18 protein-coding genes are annotated in these 16,426 nt (G+C 64.0%); 3 read left to right on the forward strand and 15 right to left on the reverse strand.

What is annotated here, in order from left to right; all coding sequences use genetic code 11:
• Positions 1-63: 63 nt before the first annotated feature.
• Positions 64-1,350 carry a class I SAM-dependent methyltransferase gene (locus VVT58_RS15480; RefSeq protein WP_327752937.1) on the reverse strand — a complete coding sequence of 429 codons (1,287 nt, stop codon included), beginning with the start codon at positions 1,348-1,350 and terminating at the stop codon, positions 64-66.
• A 95-nt stretch (positions 1,351-1,445) separates the two neighbouring features.
• On the opposite strand from VVT58_RS15480, the gene dgcA reads away from it, so the two are divergent.
• Positions 1,446-2,420: an N-acetyl-D-Glu racemase DgcA gene (gene dgcA, locus VVT58_RS15485; RefSeq protein ID WP_327752936.1), complete on the forward strand. Its 975-nt coding sequence runs from the start codon at positions 1,446-1,448 to the stop codon at positions 2,418-2,420.
• A 42-nt stretch (positions 2,421-2,462) separates the two neighbouring features.
• Here the strand turns inward: dgcA and VVT58_RS15490 are convergent, their stop codons facing one another.
• The 5 genes from VVT58_RS15490 to VVT58_RS15510 all read right to left on the reverse strand — a co-directional run bounded on the left by VVT58_RS15490 (position 2,463) and on the right by VVT58_RS15510 (position 7,398).
• The gene (locus VVT58_RS15490; RefSeq protein ID WP_327752935.1) at positions 2,463-2,849 is read right to left on the reverse strand and encodes a hypothetical protein; all 387 of its coding nucleotides are present in this window, start codon (positions 2,847-2,849) and stop codon (positions 2,463-2,465) included.
• Between the two features lie 95 nt (positions 2,850-2,944).
• On the reverse strand, positions 2,945-4,090 hold the full coding sequence (locus VVT58_RS15495; protein ID WP_327752934.1) for a mechanosensitive ion channel domain-containing protein: 1,146 nt from the start codon (positions 4,088-4,090) through the stop codon (positions 2,945-2,947).
• Positions 4,091-4,117: 27 nt separating this feature from the next.
• Positions 4,118-5,125: a DNA topoisomerase IB gene (locus VVT58_RS15500; protein WP_327752933.1), complete on the reverse strand. Its 1,008-nt coding sequence runs from the start codon at positions 5,123-5,125 to the stop codon at positions 4,118-4,120.
• Positions 5,126-5,347: 222 nt separating this feature from the next.
• The gene (locus tag VVT58_RS15505) at positions 5,348-6,043 is read right to left on the reverse strand and encodes a hypothetical protein (RefSeq protein ID WP_327752931.1); all 696 of its coding nucleotides are present in this window, start codon (positions 6,041-6,043) and stop codon (positions 5,348-5,350) included.
• A complete protein-coding gene (locus VVT58_RS15510; RefSeq protein ID WP_327752930.1) occupies positions 6,040-7,398 on the reverse strand; it encodes a putative O-glycosylation ligase, exosortase A system-associated in 1,359 nt (452 codons plus the stop codon). Before VVT58_RS15510 ends, VVT58_RS15505 begins: the two co-directional genes overlap by 4 nt.
• Before the next feature lie 289 nt (positions 7,399-7,687).
• On the opposite strand from VVT58_RS15510, the gene VVT58_RS15515 reads away from it, so the two are divergent.
• Both VVT58_RS15515 and VVT58_RS15520 read left to right on the forward strand, forming a co-directional pair.
• Positions 7,688-8,914, forward strand: a complete 1,227-nt coding sequence (locus VVT58_RS15515; RefSeq protein WP_327752929.1) for a TIGR04063 family PEP-CTERM/XrtA system glycosyltransferase — start codon at positions 7,688-7,690, stop codon at positions 8,912-8,914.
• A gap of 5 nt (positions 8,915-8,919) precedes the next feature.
• Positions 8,920-9,777 (forward strand): hypothetical protein, encoded by an 858-nt coding sequence (locus tag VVT58_RS15520; protein WP_327752928.1) that lies wholly within the window; start codon positions 8,920-8,922, stop codon positions 9,775-9,777.
• A gap of 46 nt (positions 9,778-9,823) precedes the next feature.
• On the opposite strand, the gene VVT58_RS15525 is transcribed toward VVT58_RS15520, so the two are convergent.
• The 9 genes from VVT58_RS15525 to VVT58_RS15565 form a co-directional block, all read right to left on the reverse strand.
• Positions 9,824-10,162, reverse strand: a complete 339-nt coding sequence (locus tag VVT58_RS15525) for a hypothetical protein (RefSeq protein WP_327752927.1) — start codon at positions 10,160-10,162, stop codon at positions 9,824-9,826.
• 682 nt (positions 10,163-10,844) lie between these two features.
• Positions 10,845-11,342: a hypothetical protein gene (locus tag VVT58_RS15530; protein WP_327752926.1), complete on the reverse strand. Its 498-nt coding sequence runs from the start codon at positions 11,340-11,342 to the stop codon at positions 10,845-10,847.
• A 218-nt stretch (positions 11,343-11,560) separates the two neighbouring features.
• Positions 11,561-12,418 carry a DNA adenine methylase gene (locus VVT58_RS15535; RefSeq protein WP_405053710.1) on the reverse strand — a complete coding sequence of 286 codons (858 nt, stop codon included), beginning with the start codon at positions 12,416-12,418 and terminating at the stop codon, positions 11,561-11,563.
• A gap of 820 nt (positions 12,419-13,238) precedes the next feature.
• Positions 13,239-13,739 carry a hypothetical protein gene (locus VVT58_RS15540; RefSeq protein WP_327752925.1) on the reverse strand — a complete coding sequence of 167 codons (501 nt, stop codon included), beginning with the start codon at positions 13,737-13,739 and terminating at the stop codon, positions 13,239-13,241.
• Positions 13,732-13,932: a hypothetical protein gene (locus VVT58_RS15545; RefSeq protein ID WP_327752924.1), complete on the reverse strand. Its 201-nt coding sequence runs from the start codon at positions 13,930-13,932 to the stop codon at positions 13,732-13,734. Before VVT58_RS15545 ends, VVT58_RS15540 begins: the two co-directional genes overlap by 8 nt.
• On the reverse strand, positions 13,929-14,162 hold the full coding sequence (locus VVT58_RS15550) for a hypothetical protein (RefSeq protein WP_327752923.1): 234 nt from the start codon (positions 14,160-14,162) through the stop codon (positions 13,929-13,931). The genes VVT58_RS15545 and VVT58_RS15550 overlap by 4 nt, the downstream gene beginning before the upstream one ends.
• On the reverse strand, positions 14,159-15,280 hold the full coding sequence (locus VVT58_RS15555; protein WP_327752922.1) for a DUF935 family protein: 1,122 nt from the start codon (positions 15,278-15,280) through the stop codon (positions 14,159-14,161). Before VVT58_RS15555 ends, VVT58_RS15550 begins: the two co-directional genes overlap by 4 nt.
• Positions 15,222-15,980, reverse strand: a complete 759-nt coding sequence (locus VVT58_RS15560; RefSeq protein WP_327752921.1) for a hypothetical protein — start codon at positions 15,978-15,980, stop codon at positions 15,222-15,224. Before VVT58_RS15560 ends, VVT58_RS15555 begins: the two co-directional genes overlap by 59 nt.
• Positions 15,940-16,398: a hypothetical protein gene (locus tag VVT58_RS15565; protein WP_327752920.1), complete on the reverse strand. Its 459-nt coding sequence runs from the start codon at positions 16,396-16,398 to the stop codon at positions 15,940-15,942. The genes VVT58_RS15560 and VVT58_RS15565 overlap by 41 nt, the downstream gene beginning before the upstream one ends.
• Positions 16,399-16,426 lie beyond the last annotated feature (28 nt).

Below are 16,426 nucleotides of genomic sequence, written 5' to 3' on the forward strand. Positions count from 1 at the left end.
AAATGGAACATTGCACGACGCCGAAATCTCGGTGTCATATAGTCCGGTCCCACCGGGATCGCGTCAACCGGCGGGTGCGATCTCCGCCGCCAGCGCCATGATGCGCTGTGGCCCGGCGCGGCCGGTCAGGGCATAGGCCATGTCGCCCGCTTCCCAATAGGCGATGACATCGTCCGCGCGCCGGGCGAGCAGCGGATGCGCCTCCGCCGGGGTTTCGGCCCGGTCCGCGAAGAAGGACAGTTGTTCGCCCTCCGGCGTGGTGATCGACACGGCGACGGCCGGGCTGTCGGGCGTCGGATAAAGCTGCACGTCATGGATGCGCCACTTTGCGGGCAGCGGAGGCAGGATGATGCCGGTCGAGCGCTGGATTTCATTGGGGTTGAGCGTGGCGCTTTCCACCTGCGACGTCATGCGCTGCCGCAGCAGCCCGGTGCGGTGGGACGCGGCTGCTTCGTCCAGGAAGGTGCTGGCCTGCGCCGCCTGGGGAAATTCGCCCAGCTCGCCCCGCGCGATCCAGCCGGTGGCGATCAGCGCGGCGATGCCCGCGGCGCGGGCGAGATGGCGCCAGGCGCGGCCTTGATCATTGTCGTTGGCGACGGGGATTGAGGTGTCGCGGCGGCGCCCGACTAGCGTGCCCTTGGTCCCGTCATGCTTCAGGCGAAAATCGATATGCGGCCAGCGCTTGCGCCAGCGCCGGGCGACGAGCCGCTCGCCAGGGCGGGCGGCGTCATCGAGCAGCACGACCGCGCCGGGAGAAAGGCGCGCGAACAGGCTATCCGCAGCGCCCCTCACCAGCGGGTGCACCGCCCAGGGCGGTCCGTCGATGATCAGCAGGTCGATGCTGTCGGGCAGGCTGTCGATATCGTACCAGCGGCCCGGCCAATCCCGGCTCTCGACCGCGAGCGGCGCGTGGCGCAAATCGGCCGTCAGGCCATGATCGGCAAGCCAGTTGCGAGTCGCCTGCACGAAACCGTCATGCTGGTCGAAGCTGGTCAGCCGTCCCCCGCCATGCAGCGCAAGGGCGCGCGCGGCGATCAGCGTGGAAGCGCCCGCGCCCAGTTCGACCACATGGGCGGGCCGCAGCCGGGCGATTTCCCGGACGATATGGCGCAGGAAGCCGACATCGGCCTTCCAACTGCCCAGATGCGGCAGGGCGTCGTGGGGCAGGCCGAGTTCATCGAGCAAGGCGCGCTTGTCCGCCTTGCGCCCGCCTGACAGGCTGGCCAGCAGCCAGGGCCATGTGATCGCGCCGAAGCCGATGCGCCATGCCATATCGGACAGCCGGCGCCGGGCCGCCAGCGCGTCGGCATCGCTGAGGGACAGGAAGCCGGTCAATTCTCTGGAGGTCACGGGTGCGCCTATCCTTTATCTGCGGGTTGAGACTGGTTATGCGGCGGGATAGCCCGTCCGCATAGACCCGTATATTGCCAGCATAGGGAACGCCGATGACACGCATCATATCCGCGACTGTTGACCGCTGGCCGGTCGCGGGAGCCTTCATCATCAGCCGGGGGGCGAAGACATCGGTGGACGTCGTCGTCTGCACCGTGGGCGACGGCGCGCATGTCGGCCGGGGCGAGGGCACGGCGATCTATTATGAAGGCGAGACGGCGGAAGGCTGCGCGGCGGCGATCAACGCCTATGCCGGGCCGCTGGAGCGGGAGGCGCTGCTGGAGGCGATGCCGCGGGGGGCGGCGCGCAATGCGCTGGACTGCGCGCTCTGGGATCTGGAGGCGAAGCGCGCCGGGGTGCCGGTCTGGAAGCTGGCGGGGCTGGAGGAACCCAAGCCCTTGCCCACCGCCTTCACCATCAGCCTGGGCGAACCGGAGAAGATGGAGGCGGATGCGCGGGTGGCGGCGGCGCGCGGCTTCGGCCTGCTCAAATGCAAGCTGACCGGCGAGGGCGACCGGGCGCGGATCGCCGCCGTGCGGGCGGGCGCGCCGGACGTGCGGTTGATCGTCGATGCCAATGAGAGCTGGCATGATCTGGATATCGTGGCCGAGGCGCAGGGGCTGGCGGAACTGGGTGTCGAGATGGTCGAGCAGCCGATCTTCCATGGCAGGGAGGAACGGCTCTCCGGGATCAGGTCGCCGTTGCCGCTTTGCGCCGACGAGAGTTGTCATACGCGGGCCGATCTCGACCGGCTGGGGGATTTCGACGCGGTGAACATCAAGCTCGACAAGGCGGGTGGGCTGACCGAGGCGCTGGCCCTGTCGCGGGAGGCCAGAGTGCGGGGGTTTCGCGTGATGGTCGGCTGCATGTTGGGCACGTCGCTGGGGATCGCGCCGGCGGCGTTGGTGGCGCAGGGGGCGGATTGGATCGATCTGGATGGCGCGCTGTTGCTGGCGAAGGACAGGGAAGGCGCACTTACTCTACATGATGGGCTGCTCCATCCCGGTAGCCTGTGGGGCGTGGGCTAGAATTACCTGCTCCTGCGAAGGCAGGAGCACGGCGGGTTAGCATCAATAGCCCAACGTCAGGCCCACGGCATAATATTTAGGCCCGACATTGGCCTTGGCGCGCAGCTTGGGGATCAGCGGCATGGCAAGCGTCGCATAGGGCCGCACATTGTCGCCGCTGAAACGCACGCCCGCGCCGATGGTGGCGGAGGCGGGCAGGGTATAGCTCGCCTCCACGCGTCCATAGAGCTTCGCATCACCGTCGCGCAGATAGACGCCGCCGCCCGGCGTCAGGCTGAAGCCGCCAATGTCCAGCGCATAGCCCGCGCCGATTTCCGTGCCCCAATGGCCGTCGGCCCGACCATAATCAAGTTCGGCGCCGATCCCCTCGGCATGGGCTGCGGGAGCGAGAGCAAATGCTGCGGCGGCCAGCAAATAGATCGGTTTCATGGAAATTCCGAAATGTCTGTTCATGGTCGGCCCGGCCTGACTCCCGCCGCCGGGTCAGGCAAGCGGGAGCATGATGGGCCGAGTCCGATATGCGATCAGGCGAGCCGGGCAGGCGCTTCCGGATAGGGCATAACCGTCCGGCCATCCGGCGCGGCGGTGAAGCTGGTCTGCGTCGGATAGGCGAATTCGATCCCCTCCGCCCTGAAGCGCTTCCAGATGGCAAGGCCGACCCCGTGCCGCGACAGGAAATAATCATGGGTGTCGGGGTCGGGCACGTCGAAATTAAGCTGATAGTCGAGCGAACTGGCGCCGAAGCTCACCAGCCCCGCATTGACGAAGATATGCCCCTGCGCCTCCACGATCTCCTTGAGCATCGCGGGAATCGCCTCCGCCTTGTCCTCGGGAGTCTGGTAGATGATGCCGATCGCGAAGGTCACGCGGCGCTGCGTCAACATCTGGAGGCTGGTGATCTCCTTCTGCAGCAGATTGGCGTTGGAGATCACCTTCTTCTCGCCGCTCATCGCGCGCAGATGCGTGCTTTTGAGGCCGATATGCTCGACCCGGGCGGTGGTCTGGTCATAGGTGATGACCTCGCCCTGGCGGAAGGGCTTGTCGAAGATGATCGACAGCGCGGCGAACAGGTCGGAGAAGATGCCCTGCGCGGCCAGACCGATTGCGATGCCGCCGATGCCCAGGCCCGCGACCAGGCCGGTGACGTTGACGCCCAGATTGTCCAGCACGACGATCAGCGCGATCGCGAACAGCGCAAAAGTCACCAGCACCCGGATCAGGCCCATGGCATTGGCCAGGCTCTGGCTTTCATCCGCCGAAGTGCGCCGCTCGACCAGGCCCAGGATGATCTCCCGCGCCCAGATGGCGCATTGGAAGACGGCGGCAATGGTGAAGAGGAAGGCGACGGTCTTCAGCACCATCTGCGGCGGATTGGCGTAGCTGACCACCAGCCGCGCCGCGACCATCGCCATGAAGAAATGGGTGGTCCGGGCAAAGGCCCGGCCCGCGACATTGGCGAAGCCCAGCGTGTCGCCGGGAGCGCCCTTCAGCCGCCCGCCGACGCTGCGCAGCGCCGTCAGCAGGCTGTAGATGACGACCGCCGCGCCGATCGCGATCAGGATTTGCAGATAGTGGAGCGAGAACCAGTGAACCGTCGAATGCCACATTTCCGTCAGATTGGGCGGGCGGACGTCGATCTCTGGCAGGGCGACGGGGTCTTTCTTGGCCATGAACATCCTTGAAGCCGTGGGTGCGGGTCAGGCCGCCAGCGGGAGCGCGGACGCTGTGTCCAGGCTCTCCAGCAAGGCGATCAGTCCGCGTTCGTAACGGGACAGATAGCGAGTTGCGCGCGGCAGGCGAAGCCCTTCGCGCCATTCATCCTGTCCGTTGCGGCAAAGCTCGATCAATGCGGGGTGGATATAGCTTTTGCGGCTGATCGCCGGGGTGTTACCCAGCGCTTCCGCCACCGGCGCGATCATCTGCTTGAGCGACAGGCTTTTCGTCGCCAAAGCCTCGAAGGCGATGACGGAAGCGCCCCATGTGCGGAAATGCTTGGCGGTGAAATCGCCGCCCATGGCCTCCGCTATATAGGCGTTGACGTCGCTGGAGGTGATCGGCCGGGCAATCCCCTCTTCATCCAGATATTGGAACAGATGCTGTCCCGGCAGATCCTGCACCGCGCGCGCGAAGCGGGCCAGGCGGCGGTCGGTGACGGTCAGCTCATGCTCGCGCCCCGATTTGGCGCGGTAGCGCAGGCGCAGCGCCTGACCGCGCAGGTCGACATGGCGGCGGCGCAGCGTGGTGGCGCCGAAGCTCTTGTTCGCGGCGGCATATTGCTCATTGCCGATGCGGACCTTGGCCAGATCGAGCAGGCGCACGACGGCGGCCAGCGTCCTTTCCTTGCGTAGGCCCCTTTTGGAGAGATCGGCCTCGATCCGGGCGCGCAGTTTCGACAGCGCATGGCCGAAGGCGGCGCATCCGGCATATTTCTCCGCCTCCCGCGCGGCGCGGAAATCGGTGTGATAGCGATATTGCTTGCGCCCTCGATCATCATAGCCGGTCGCCTGGATATGGCCATTGGGCGTGGAGCAGAACCAGCAATCGCGATAGGCGGGCGGCATGGCGATGGCGTTCAGCCGGTCGATCTCTTCCCGGTCGGTGATGCGCGCACCGCTGGCGTCGAAATAGGCCCACCCTCTTTTCAGAGCCCGGCGCGTAATGCCGGGCAGGCTGTCATTGGCGTGGACAATGGGCTTTGGCGGCATGATTTTTCTTCAACCCGCCGTTCATAGCTTCGTTCCGCAACGCATGATCGGGGGAGGAGAATGGGTGGAAGCGGACATATCTAGCCGGAACATACTCCGTGCTCCTGCGAAGGCAGGAGCCCAGTCCCGCCGTCCGAACTGGGCTCCTGCCTTCGCAGGAGCACGGAGCGCTTAATGGCTGGATATGACCAATAGCCGTCGCCAAAGCCTTCCGAACGCCGCCTAGTGAAACCGCATGAACCGCATGCCGCTCGGCAGCCGCCAATGCAGCGGATGGCGGCGCATGACCGACAAATGAGCGAGCGTCAGCGTCAGGCAGAGAATCGCGGCGGGAATAACCACTGTCTTTGCCACCGGCCACAGCAGGGCGATGATCAGCGCGGCAACCGCGCCCGCCAGCGCGGCGAGTGTCGCCCCCGCCTCCCCATCCGGGCCGCGCAGCCAGAAGACGCAACCACCCATCCCCAACGCAAAGGCTATGACGAAGCGCGCCGCCTGTCCCTGCTCAGCCACGCCACAGCCGATGAGCAGCAGCAAAATCGCTCCCGCCAGACCCAGGCGCGGCAGACGGCCGAGCAGATGAGCGCTGACCGGATAGATCAGCAATTCGCTCATGGCGATGGCGATCAGGATCGCGGCGGCGAGCCGCGCCTGTTCCGGCCCCGCGATCAGCGCGACGACCGCCGTCCCGGCCCAGGGCACCAGCCGCAGCGGCGCCATGCGGATATGGCTGATCCAGCCCTGCAACCCCGCGCGGGTTTCCCAGCGCCGGTCGGCCAGCCGCAACTGAAAGGCGGCGATGATGAACAGCGCTTCCACGCCCCAGGGCAGCAGCGACGGCGCGATCAGCGGAGACGCGAGCACCAGCCCCAGCAGCAGGCCGTGGGCTGTGCCCAAAATCTTCAACTCGCCCTTCATGCGGTCCTCTGCGCGACTGGTGATGCGGGAAATAACGGCTGGCGCGCCGCGAACTTGCGTTTGCGGGTCAAATAGGTGTCGAGGCCGATTTGCAGGGACAGCATCATGAAGATGAAAGGCTGATAGGCGATGCCCACGAACAGCGATCCGACCATATAGATGACATGCCCCTGTTGCAGGGCGAGGGCGAAGGGCGCGACCCAGGCTTCATCGCCCTCCCGGTTCCGGTATCTGCGCCGGATCGCCTCGGTCCGGATGAAGCAAGTCAGGTGCAGCAGCGCCCAGAGGAAGAAGCCGAAATAGCCCTGCTCGCCCAGCATCTCGAAATAGGCGCTGTGATAGGCGCGGCCATGGTCGGTGACGATGCGCTTTTCCATGCGCGATCCGGCGGCGTCGACGACCCGCTCCTGCATGACATAGGTGAACTTGTTTTGCAGGTAATTGTCGAAGCCGCCGCCGCCCGGATGCTCCTTCACATAGTCCAGCGTCCATTTCCACACTTCGAGGCGCGTGGAGGCGCTTTCGTCGCTCTGGTGATTCTCGATGGTCGACATGCGCTGGGTGAAGCTGGCGGGCAGGAAGGGGATCGCCGCCAGCGCTGCGACCGCCATCAGCGGGCCGTAGACGAACCGCCGCTTCGACCGCATCAGCATCAGCCCCGCCAGGACGGCGATGCAGACCAGCCCCGTACGTGCCTCGGTCCCGATCGGCATCAAGAGGCAGGCGAAGCAGAGCGCATAGGCGAACAGCTTCACCCGCCAGTCGGGCGGGAAGATGGTGCCATATTGCGATAGCCAGAGGATCAGCGGGATCAGGGAAATGGCGACGGTCGAGATGATGCTGCCTTCATACAGGCCGCTATTATTGTCGACCATCAGGTTCAGCACGCCATAGCCGCCGCCCGACAGCGCCGTCTTCATGCCGCCATTGATGATGATCGTGCTGGCGCAGAGCACCATGAACAGGGCCAGCGCCTCGATCCGCAGGCGTGTGCGCAGGGTGACGGGCAGGAAGATGGCGAACACCATCGCCTTCCAGACCCAGCCCCATTTTGTGACCGCGTTGATCGGGAAGTCCGCCGTCGCCGTGGTATAGCCGCACCAGGCGAGCAGCAGCAGCAGGATCACCTGCCGCATGGAGAAGCGGCAATCCTTCTTGTCGTCGACCAGTGCCCAAGTCCCCACCGCCAGCAGGAAGGCGATGAAGGAAATCGGGATGCTGTTCAGCAGGAAATAGGAGAGTCGCTGAGGAGAAACGATGTCGATATAGGCATAGACTGCTATCAGCAGGAAAGGCCTGCGCAAGCCAGCCAGGAAGAAGGCGCCCAGAAAGGCGACGAAGAACAGGTCACGCATCTTCGCGGACCTCATCCGGATCGCGGTCGAGATCGGGCCGTGACAGCAGGCGCCAGGCCGCCAGCATGATGACGCCATGGCTGATGAGAAGGGAAAGGGCGTCGATCATCGCGGGTGCGCGGTCTATCCATAATCTACAACGTGCTCATGCGAAGGCAGGAGCCCAGCTCGGACGTGGGAACTGGGTTCCTGCCTTCGCAGGAACACCGCGCTCTTGCCCCGAACCATCCCACCTCTAACCCAACAGAGTTGACGGCCCGTTAAACCTTTTCCGGCAAGACTCAGGGCCATGACACGGATTCTCCATGTGCTGGACCACAGCCTGCCGATGCATAGCGGATATACCTTCCGCACCCGCGCTATTCTGCGGGCGCAACTGGCGAAGGGCTGGGACGTGCGCGGCATCACCGGGCATCGTCACGCCGCGCCGGGACCGCTGGAGGAAATCGTCGACGGCCTGCATTTCCACCGCACGCCGGGCGAATCGACCGGCGGCAATCCGCTGCTGCGCGAATGGCGCGATATTTCCGCCCATGCCGACGCGATCGAAACGCTGGTGCGCCAGTGGCGGCCCGACATCATCCACGCCCATTCGCCGGTGCTGAACGCCATGGCGGCGCAGAAGGTGGCGAAGCGCCACGCTATCCCCATGATCTACGAAATCCGCGCCTTCTGGGAGGATGCGGCGGTCGGCAACGGCACGGGGACGGAGGGCAGCCCGCGCTACTGGCTGACCCGCCAGCTCGAAACCCATGCGGTGCGCGCCGCCGATGCGGTCGCGGTGATCTGCGAAGGGCTGCGCGGCGATCTGGTTGCGCGGGGAATCGACAAGGACAAGATCATCGTCTCGCCCAACGGCGTCGACATAGAGCAGTTCGGCACGCCCGTCCCCCGCGACCCCGCGCTGACGAAGGCATTGGGGCTGGAGGGCGCCGACGTCGTCGGCTTCATCGGCAGCTTCTACGATTATGAAGGGCTGGACGACCTGATCGCCGCCTTGCCGAAACTGGTGCGCGCCCGCCCGAAGGCGAAGCTGCTGCTGGTAGGCGGCGGCCCATGCGAACAGGCGCTGCGGGATCAGGCCATGGCCTCGCCCTTTGCCGACCATATCGTCTTCGTCGGCCGGGTGCCGCACGATCAGGTCGAGCATTATTATGCGCAGGTCGATATCCTCGCCTATCCGCGCAAGGCGATGCGGCTTACCGATCTGGTGACGCCTTTGAAGCCGCTCGAAGCCATGGCGCAGGGCCGGCTGGTCGCCGCGTCCAGCGTCGGCGGCCATCGCGAACTGATCGAGCATGGCGTTACCGGCACGCTGTTCGCACCCAACGATCCGCCCGCCATCGCCGCCGCCCTGGCGGAAATGTTCGCGGATCGCGGCTTTTGGGACGAGCGCCGGACAGTGGCGCGCGCCTTTGTGGAGCGCGAGCGTAACTGGTCGTCAAACATTCTTCGTTACGAACCCGTCTATCGGCAATTGCTGGCGCGCCCTCAAAGGGTGCGGGCGGCGGCCTGAGAAAAATGAGTAGGCTGGCAAAGGCGCTGCTGGGCGCGCTGGGGGCCGGGCTGCTGCTGTTCTCGCTGCCGGTCGGGCTGGTCGAGACGGTGGTGGCGTCGAGTGGCCTCAGCGAAGCCATCCCGGCAGCCGCGCCGCCGCTGGGGATGACGGCCCGGCTGTTGCTGGCGGGTTTCGGCGCGGTGATGGCGTTGGGCCTGATCGGGGCGGGGAAAAGGGAAAAGCGCGTCGCTCTGCTGACGCATGACAAGCAAGGGCGCGGGAACGGCGCCGCAGGAGTGAGCAAGATGGGTTTTGCATTGTCCAAGCTGAGCTGGCTGTCGCGTGACCGGAGCAAGTCGGGACCGGCGTTGCGCCGCGCCGACGCCCATCCCGATGCGCCCGCGCGCGCGCCGATCTTCGCCAGCCGCGACTTTGGCGGGCTGGATATTTTCGCCCGCACCGCGCCGGGACATGACGATGTCGAGGCGGAGGTCGCGGACGATGTCGCGCCCGCCGCCGGTCTTTCCATCCCCAGCATGCCGGAGGAGATGACGGAAGAGAGCGCTTTCGCCCGCCTTCAGCGCGCTTTTTCGCCGGAAACCGTCGACGCCGATTATGAGGAGATCGCGGAGCCCGCGCAGCCCCAGACCACTAACGCTCGCGCTCCCGCCCCCGTAGCGCATCTTTCCCTGGCGGAACTGACTCAGCGGCTGGAACGCGGCCTTGCCCAGCGCAAGCGCATGGGCCGGCCCGCCTCGGTGCTGGCCGACATGCCCGTCGAGGCCGCCGTGCCGGTGCGCGACCATGTCGAACAGGGCGTCGACGAAGCCCTGCGCACCGCCTTGGGGAATTTGCGCAACATGGCTGGCCGCGCGCGTTGAATTGATGGACGGGAGCGTGCGGCCATGCGCGCTCCGATCAAGATGATCACCAATCCTCGATGGTGAGCGCCGACAGCTCGATCCATTCGCCGCCCGGCATGGGACGGCGGTCGTCGATGCTGATGTCCGCGACGAAATGGCCGGCCAGGCTCCATTCCGCTTCCTCGATCCCTTCGGCAAAGGCCGCGCATCGTTCTGCCGCATCCACTCCGGTAAGGGTCAGCGCGATGACGTGGCGCCGTCCCTGAAACAGTGCGCTGGCCCAGGGGCGGCTGGCGGCGCGTTCCACCGTGACGGCCGCCCCCGCCCGCTCCAGCAATTGCGCCAGAAGCCGGGGGAGGGGATCGCGCGCCTTCGCCGTCGGCTCACCATTGTGCCGCGCCATTTATTACCCAGTTCCGGGGATGCGGGATATTGGGGGCTTTTACGGGACATATCGGGATGAGATGCCCGGAAAAATGGGCCTTTCGCGGGTTTTGCGGCGTGCCGCGCCCATCTGAGGAGTTTTTGGCGCGTTTCGCGGATTGATCGGCAAGCAGGCAGTCCCAAGGTTTGAAAAATGGCGGAAATCCGTAGGCGCTTCCCACTTTCCGGAAAATCCGCTTCCCACTTTCGATTTCGGCCGGATTTCTGCGGCTTTGCGGCGCGTGCGGTCGTCCCCAGCGGGAAGCCAAAGTGGGAAATGAACTGGGAAGCGGATTGGGGCATCAGATGCCGCCGCTGATGATCAGTTCGCTGGCTGGCATTTCGCCCGCAACTGGCGGGAAATATCCCGCCCCTTTGATGCAGATCAAAGACCCGTCATTTTGGATGATGCTTGGGCTTACGTTCACTCCCGAGTAAGGCTATTCTGCCATTATTGGGGGCGTTAAATAGGAGGCCGCCGCCGTGACGCGCAATGAACAGGGTCCCGTAACCGAAACGGATTGTAGCCGACTTTTAGACCAGGTCATTGTCTGCCTCGACGGGCTTGCCAAAGAGGCGCGTGTTGCCGATGCCCAACGGTACAACCTCGTCTGCTCCCATTTACAGCACGGTCTTGACCTACTTACGCAACGCGACCCGAATTAAACCGAGTCGCGCTTCGTTCGCGCTATCCGGTCCAGCACGGCTTCCACTTTCTCTGTACCTAATGATGTCAGATGGAGAAAGACGCGCCGCTTGTCCCTTATATCGTCCTGCCGATAGATATATCCTCGACCTTCAAGGACATGCACCCACCTCAACCCCGTAGTGGGCGCAATTCGGGCGGCGCGGCAGGCATCGCTCACCGCAACCGGCCGACTAACCGCGTCGCTGATGTAGAGGTCTATCAAAATGGACCAGACGGGTGAGCTGGTTAGATCGGCGCCAAATTCCGTGTCCACCGTTTCCATGGCCTTCGCCCAGGCTTGCGCGATCGAAAGCCTCAGGGTGCTTTTGTTGGTCGTGGCATCGATCTGCCTTTCAGGCTCCAAGGCCACCCTCAACTTGCGTCCATCGACCAGTCTCAAGCCGAGCGTTTCCGCCAGACTCAATGTCGCGCTTTTCATGGCCAGAATGCGTTCCTCTTCCATGTCCGACATGCAGCCCCCGCGTCTATTTTCCCGCGCTATGAATAGCTTACCGTGTTTGCGCTTCAAGCCTCCATTAACTTTTTATTAACTTCGACATATTGCCTAATGCATAGCGGTTTTGGCGCGGGCCAGCGCCAACGACTTTACCGCTGCACATGGGGATTGTGACGCAGGTATCCCCGCACGGAACCCAAACGGGGGAATGAAGTGGGAAGCGGAAATAGGCATCAGGCTCGGCCGCTGATGATCAGTTCGCGGGCTGGTTGGCCGCCAGCCTTCTCGCTGATCGTATAGGTGGTTTCCACCTCCTCGATGTCGAAGCGGGCAAACAGTTTTCTGACCGTGGGATGGTCATTCAAGCTCAGTAGGAACCGTCCTTTGAGCCCCGCCAGCCGGTCGGCCATCTCCGCAAATTCGGCTTGGCCGAACATGCCCGCGCCATAGTCCCCTTCGTTGTTAAAATAGGGCGGGTCGAGATAGAACAGCGTGCCAGGGCGATCATAGCGCGAGAGGAAATCCTGCCAGCGCAGTCGTTCGATCGTGACCGGCGCGAGCCGCTCGTGCAGCGCCTCCAGCATCGGCACGAGCTTGGTCAGATCGAACCGGCTCGGGTTAAGCGGCGTGACGCCGAAGGATCGGCCTGCGACTTTTCCGCCGAAGGCCAGGCGCTGGATGTAGAGGAACCGCGCCGACCGTTGCAGATCGGTCAGGGACGATGGTTCCATCCGCAGCAGCTTTTCAAAGCCCGCTCTGGACGCAATCTGGAACCGGATCATGTCGAGGAACGCGACATAATGATACTGGAGAACGCGGAAGAAGGTGGAAACATCCTCCGACCAGTCATTGATGACCTCCACCCTGGGCCGTAGGTCACGGCGCAGGAAGATGCCTCCCATGCCGACGAAAACCTCCGCATAGGTGTGGTGCGGGATAGTGTTGATCTGGGCAATCACCCGTTTCGCAAGGTTGCGCTTGCCGCCGATATAGGGAGCGACCGGGCGCACCGGATCGACGGGTTGCAGGGGCGTTGCAACGTCATTGCCAGCAACATGCGGGACGGTGGGAAATTGACTCGACTCTGTCACGTTGTTCTCACTATGTTCCAACCATCCAGCGTTGGATGGCGGGATGGTTTCGGCCTTGGCCAGCCGAATCATGACGGGTCGAGTCCGTCGGCTTGGGGCGTTGGCGCGCCCCATCCCCCGCCTGCGGGCGGTGAATTTTTCATATGACGCCGCTATGATCGTGCCTATCGAAAGGGAGGGCGGACGTGATTGAACGGTGGCGCAAGTGGCGATTTGACCGAATAGAGGCTGACTATCGGCGTCGAGAAAATGCAGGGGCAGCCTGCGATGACTTCCCAGAGGCAAGCGCCTGGATTGGGGGCGAGTGGACGCCAAAGATGATCGCGGCTCTGCCAACAGCGGTGCTGGAGCATGGTGCCAGGAGAGATGGCCCTGTTTCAGCGGAAGCCCGTGTACGGATTGCTCGCGAGCTAGATCGGCGGCGGAGCACAAGGGCCGAAAAGGTCGCCTATCTGTCCTTGGTCGTGGCGATCGGCTCCTTGCTTGCCGCTGTGTTTGGCAAATAGCAGCCGCTGCGCTATATAAAGGGTGCGATGCGCGCGACGCGGTGAATTCTTCCCTCCGTAGCGCGAGGCTAATGGCCTTTGACCGCTTTGCAGGGGACAGGAAGTCCCTGCCACGCATCGCTTCTCTCCTCATTGGCGCCGATCCAAGAGAATGGTGAGGTTCCGCGTTTCCGCCGCGATATTCCGTGGGCGGCTCCGATGGAAGCTGACCAATATGGGCAGTTCGTCGCCTTGATCCTGACGGACCACGGCCTTCCAGACATTGCCCGCCTCGTCGGCAAAGAAGATCAGCCGGTTAGAACCTTGCTGCGCGATTACAACGGCGTGGGAGACGATGTCGGGAAGCAGCCGGTAGGCATCTGGGCCAAGTTCCGGGTGCCCGCGAGACACCTCAGGCTGATCGCCGCGCTGCTTGCGATAAACGCCTTCAGGCATGACCACGACTCGGGCGTTTGCCTGCATGGCCACCTGTTGGGCGTCTTCAGACGCCTGTTGTTGACGATTATCGTCTCGTCCGTCCCGGTCAGTTCCCGGTTCGACACGGCTCCCCACCAGCCAGCGCGCTGCAACTCAGGTAGGATGCCAGACTTCCACTCTTCAAAGGTACCGCCTTCGCGGATGACATCGCCTATGGACGCCTGAACCGAGCGGAGAAGGTCCAGCTTGGCGATCTTGGCCACGGTGAAGGCGACAGCATGGTTTTCATGCATCATTTCCGACCATCGGACGGTCGGCTGCAATGCCCCACGCGCTTCGAAGGCGCGGACGACATCGTCAGGCTTCAGGAAGATGGAATTGCCCAGACCGTCAGCCATTGCCGTTCGCCCCTGCGCTGGAGCTGAGGCGCTTGGCATCGGCCTGCACGTGGATGCCTAGACAATCGTCGAAATGATCGCCTTCGTCCGTTTCATCGTTGCTATTCGCGCCATGATCAGTGTTGCAATCGCAAGGGCCGGGTGAGGCTGCGAAGAAGGATATGCAATCGGCGGCATGCACTATGGGTTTCATGCTCGTTTCCATTCCAGGATGTCGAAGCTGCAGCCGGTGAGCGTCCAACGCGTGGGCAGCGGACGGCCGATGACGGGCCAGCTTTCGTCTGGCTGGACGCCATTGCGCAGTTTGACGCGAGCGCGCGCCCCAGCCGCCTCGCTCTTGGCAAATAGATGCGGTGGGCAGGGCTGATCCGGATGTTCCGGGCAGAAGATGGGCGGACGGCCAGTGTTCGGATGCCACGTCATTGCGTGACCTCGGTTGATGGCTGATTCGCGGCGTCGAGCTGGACAGCGAAACCGGCCCGCTCCAACGCCTGGATAAGCGGCAGATCGTCCATGGTGCCTAGCGCTTGGGCAAGGATCGCGCGGGCTTCGGTTTCGTTGTCGGCAGCGAGAAGACGTTCGACGACATTGCTGGTCATGGCATTGGCCACCCGATAGCCATCCTCCGCGATCATGCGATCGACGATGCCGTCTGCATCATCATGGCCGTCGTCTTCCAGCTCAGCGAAGCTGGCTGGCTTGGCCGGAACCTTCGCGGCGGGAGGCGGCAATCCATTGCTGCGCCCGGCGTCGGGATCATCCTTGCTGCCCTTCCGAACGAAGCCTTCCCCGTATGTGTCGCGGAAGCTGTCGGCGGTACGCACCCAACCCAGCCCGGCATGGATATTGTCGGTTTCCGCGTTGGCCTTGGTATCTTCCTCCTCCTCGACGATCCGGCGCACGATCGGCGCGGCGACGTCGGGGCCGAAGTTCCAGTCGGTCCACCAACGGGCGACCTGGACGCTAAAGCTGTCGGTCAAATCGTCGGCGTCGGTCTTGACCACGTCGAGCTTCACATCGGCATGGACCTCGCCCTGGGAGCGGGAGGAGCCGTTGTCCGTGGTCATGGTCTGCGACAGCACGATCTTGGCGATGGCCGCGTCCATGTAGAGGCAGAGCTGGTGATAATCGCCAGTGCCGGAGCGAGCCGCGTTGAGCAGCTCCACCGCCATGCCTTCGGGAACCACGAAGCCCGAGTCGGTGGCGATGGCCTGGAGCGCCATCAACAGCTTGTTGATGTCGGTCTGGCTCGATCCTCGGGGATAGGTGCCCTTGGCGGTGGGGGTGCCGAACTTGTCGAGGAAGATGTTCCAGAAGCGGATGCCGTTCCGCTTGAACAGGGTCGGCCAATAGAGCCAGTGGGCAAGGCCATGGCCATAGGGCTGATCGTCATCGGCAGCGCCGACGCTATGGACCCAGAACTTGCGCTCAGGCAGGATTTCGCCCTGCATGTTCGTGGGCGTCAGCATGCGCAGCCGGTCCTCATCGTCGAAGCGGAAACGGCGGGCATGGCGAACCTTCATGCCGACGATGTCGAACATTATCGCCGTGGCGCTTGCCCTTGAGCACGAATTCCTGCTCTCGGAACGGCACGTTGCGCATTTCGAGGATGAAGCGGCAGACCAGATTGAGATGTTCGTCGAGCTGCCCGGCCGCGATCGGGGAGACGTCGCCGTTGCGGGCGAAGTCCTGGCCAAAGAATGACCGACGCAGCGGGTCGAAGTCGCGCAGCCATGGTCCGACTTCGCTTTCCAGGAATTCGCGGACGAAATCCTGGCGATATTCATCCGACTGCTGTTCGAACCCGTTGGGGCAAGTCAGCCGTATGACGGGATATAGAGGCGACATGGCCGCCTTGATCATCGCGCGCGAAAGGTAGACGCCGGAACCGCGCGCAGGAATGACGTCTAGTTCCTCCTCCGCTGCATCGCCATAGGTGGCGCGGATATCGGCCTCCCAGGCTCTCTCCGCTTCCGGGGACCATTCCTTGCCGGACCTGAGGCAGATGCGCTTGAACAGGCCGTCCTTCAGGGCGTCGGCAAGGGTGATGCGCATGACCTTGCCCTTGCGCTTTCCAGCCCGGATTTCCTCAATCAGCCCATTGAAGGCATTGTCGGTGCCGTCATGGGTTGAGATCACGATGACGCTGCCGCCCCACATGAGCAGCGCGAGCGCAGCTTTCAGCAGCTCGTCCAGGTCATCATGGAATGCGGCTTCGTCGATGAGGACGACGCCCTGCATGCCGCGAAGCGAACGCGGCCTGGACGACAGCGCGACGATGGATTTCCCTGAACGCCGCAGGCAGCGCCACCGCCGCTGGAAATTCTGCGACTGCCGCCAGCACCAGCGCCGGGCAGGCATCGACCAGTGCCACCAATGCGGCTGGCTCAGCATCCGCTGCATCGACCAGCGCCACTAACGCCGCCAATTCGGCAACTGCGGCGGGCAATAGCGCGGGCGCGGCAAGCACCTCCGCGTCAACCGCCAGCACCAAGGCGACCGAAGCGGCGCAGAGTGCGAGCGCTGCGCAGACGAGCGCAACGACGGCGACGACGAAGGCGGGCGAGGCCAGCACCAGCGCGTCCAGTGCAGCGACCTCCGCAACCAATGCGGCCGGATCAGCCAGTTCTGCTTCTTCCAGCGCTACTCTCGCGAGCAATTCCTACACCAGTTCGCGGGCACTGGTT

The sequence above is a fragment of the Sphingobium sp. SJ10-10 genome (genome assembly GCF_036038995.2).
GTDB lineage: Bacteria > Pseudomonadota > Alphaproteobacteria > Sphingomonadales > Sphingomonadaceae > Sphingobium.

Coding starts and splice junctions, on each gene's coding strand:
- VVT58_RS15495 (WP_327752934.1), bottom strand. CDS start 4,090: ATGGCCAAGAAAGACCCCGTCGCCCTGCCAGAGATCGACGTCCGCCCG.
- dgcA (WP_327752936.1), top strand. CDS start 1,446: ATGACACGCATCATATCCGCGACTGTTGACCGCTGGCCGGTCGCGGGA.
- VVT58_RS15500 (WP_327752933.1), bottom strand. CDS start 5,125: ATGCCGCCAAAGCCCATTGTCCACGCCAATGACAGCCTGCCCGGCATT.
- VVT58_RS15560 (WP_327752921.1), bottom strand. CDS start 15,980: ATGCAGGGCGTCGTCCTCATCGACGAAGCCGCATTCCATGATGACCTG.
- VVT58_RS15490 (WP_327752935.1), bottom strand. CDS start 2,849: ATGAAACCGATCTATTTGCTGGCCGCCGCAGCATTTGCTCTCGCTCCC.
- VVT58_RS15545 (WP_327752924.1), bottom strand. CDS start 13,932: ATGAAACCCATAGTGCATGCCGCCGATTGCATATCCTTCTTCGCAGCC.
- VVT58_RS15505 (WP_327752931.1), bottom strand. CDS start 6,043: ATGAAGGGCGAGTTGAAGATTTTGGGCACAGCCCACGGCCTGCTGCTG.
- VVT58_RS15525 (WP_327752927.1), bottom strand. CDS start 10,162: ATGGCGCGGCACAATGGTGAGCCGACGGCGAAGGCGCGCGATCCCCTC.
- VVT58_RS15550 (WP_327752923.1), bottom strand. CDS start 14,162: ATGACGTGGCATCCGAACACTGGCCGTCCGCCCATCTTCTGCCCGGAA.
- VVT58_RS15530 (WP_327752926.1), bottom strand. CDS start 11,342: ATGTCGGACATGGAAGAGGAACGCATTCTGGCCATGAAAAGCGCGACA.
- VVT58_RS15510 (WP_327752930.1), bottom strand. CDS start 7,398: ATGCGTGACCTGTTCTTCGTCGCCTTTCTGGGCGCCTTCTTCCTGGCT.
- VVT58_RS15555 (WP_327752922.1), bottom strand. CDS start 15,280: ATGTTCGACATCGTCGGCATGAAGGTTCGCCATGCCCGCCGTTTCCGC.
- VVT58_RS15515 (WP_327752929.1), top strand. CDS start 7,688: ATGACACGGATTCTCCATGTGCTGGACCACAGCCTGCCGATGCATAGC.
- VVT58_RS15520 (WP_327752928.1), top strand. CDS start 8,920: ATGAGTAGGCTGGCAAAGGCGCTGCTGGGCGCGCTGGGGGCCGGGCTG.
- VVT58_RS15540 (WP_327752925.1), bottom strand. CDS start 13,739: ATGGCTGACGGTCTGGGCAATTCCATCTTCCTGAAGCCTGACGATGTC.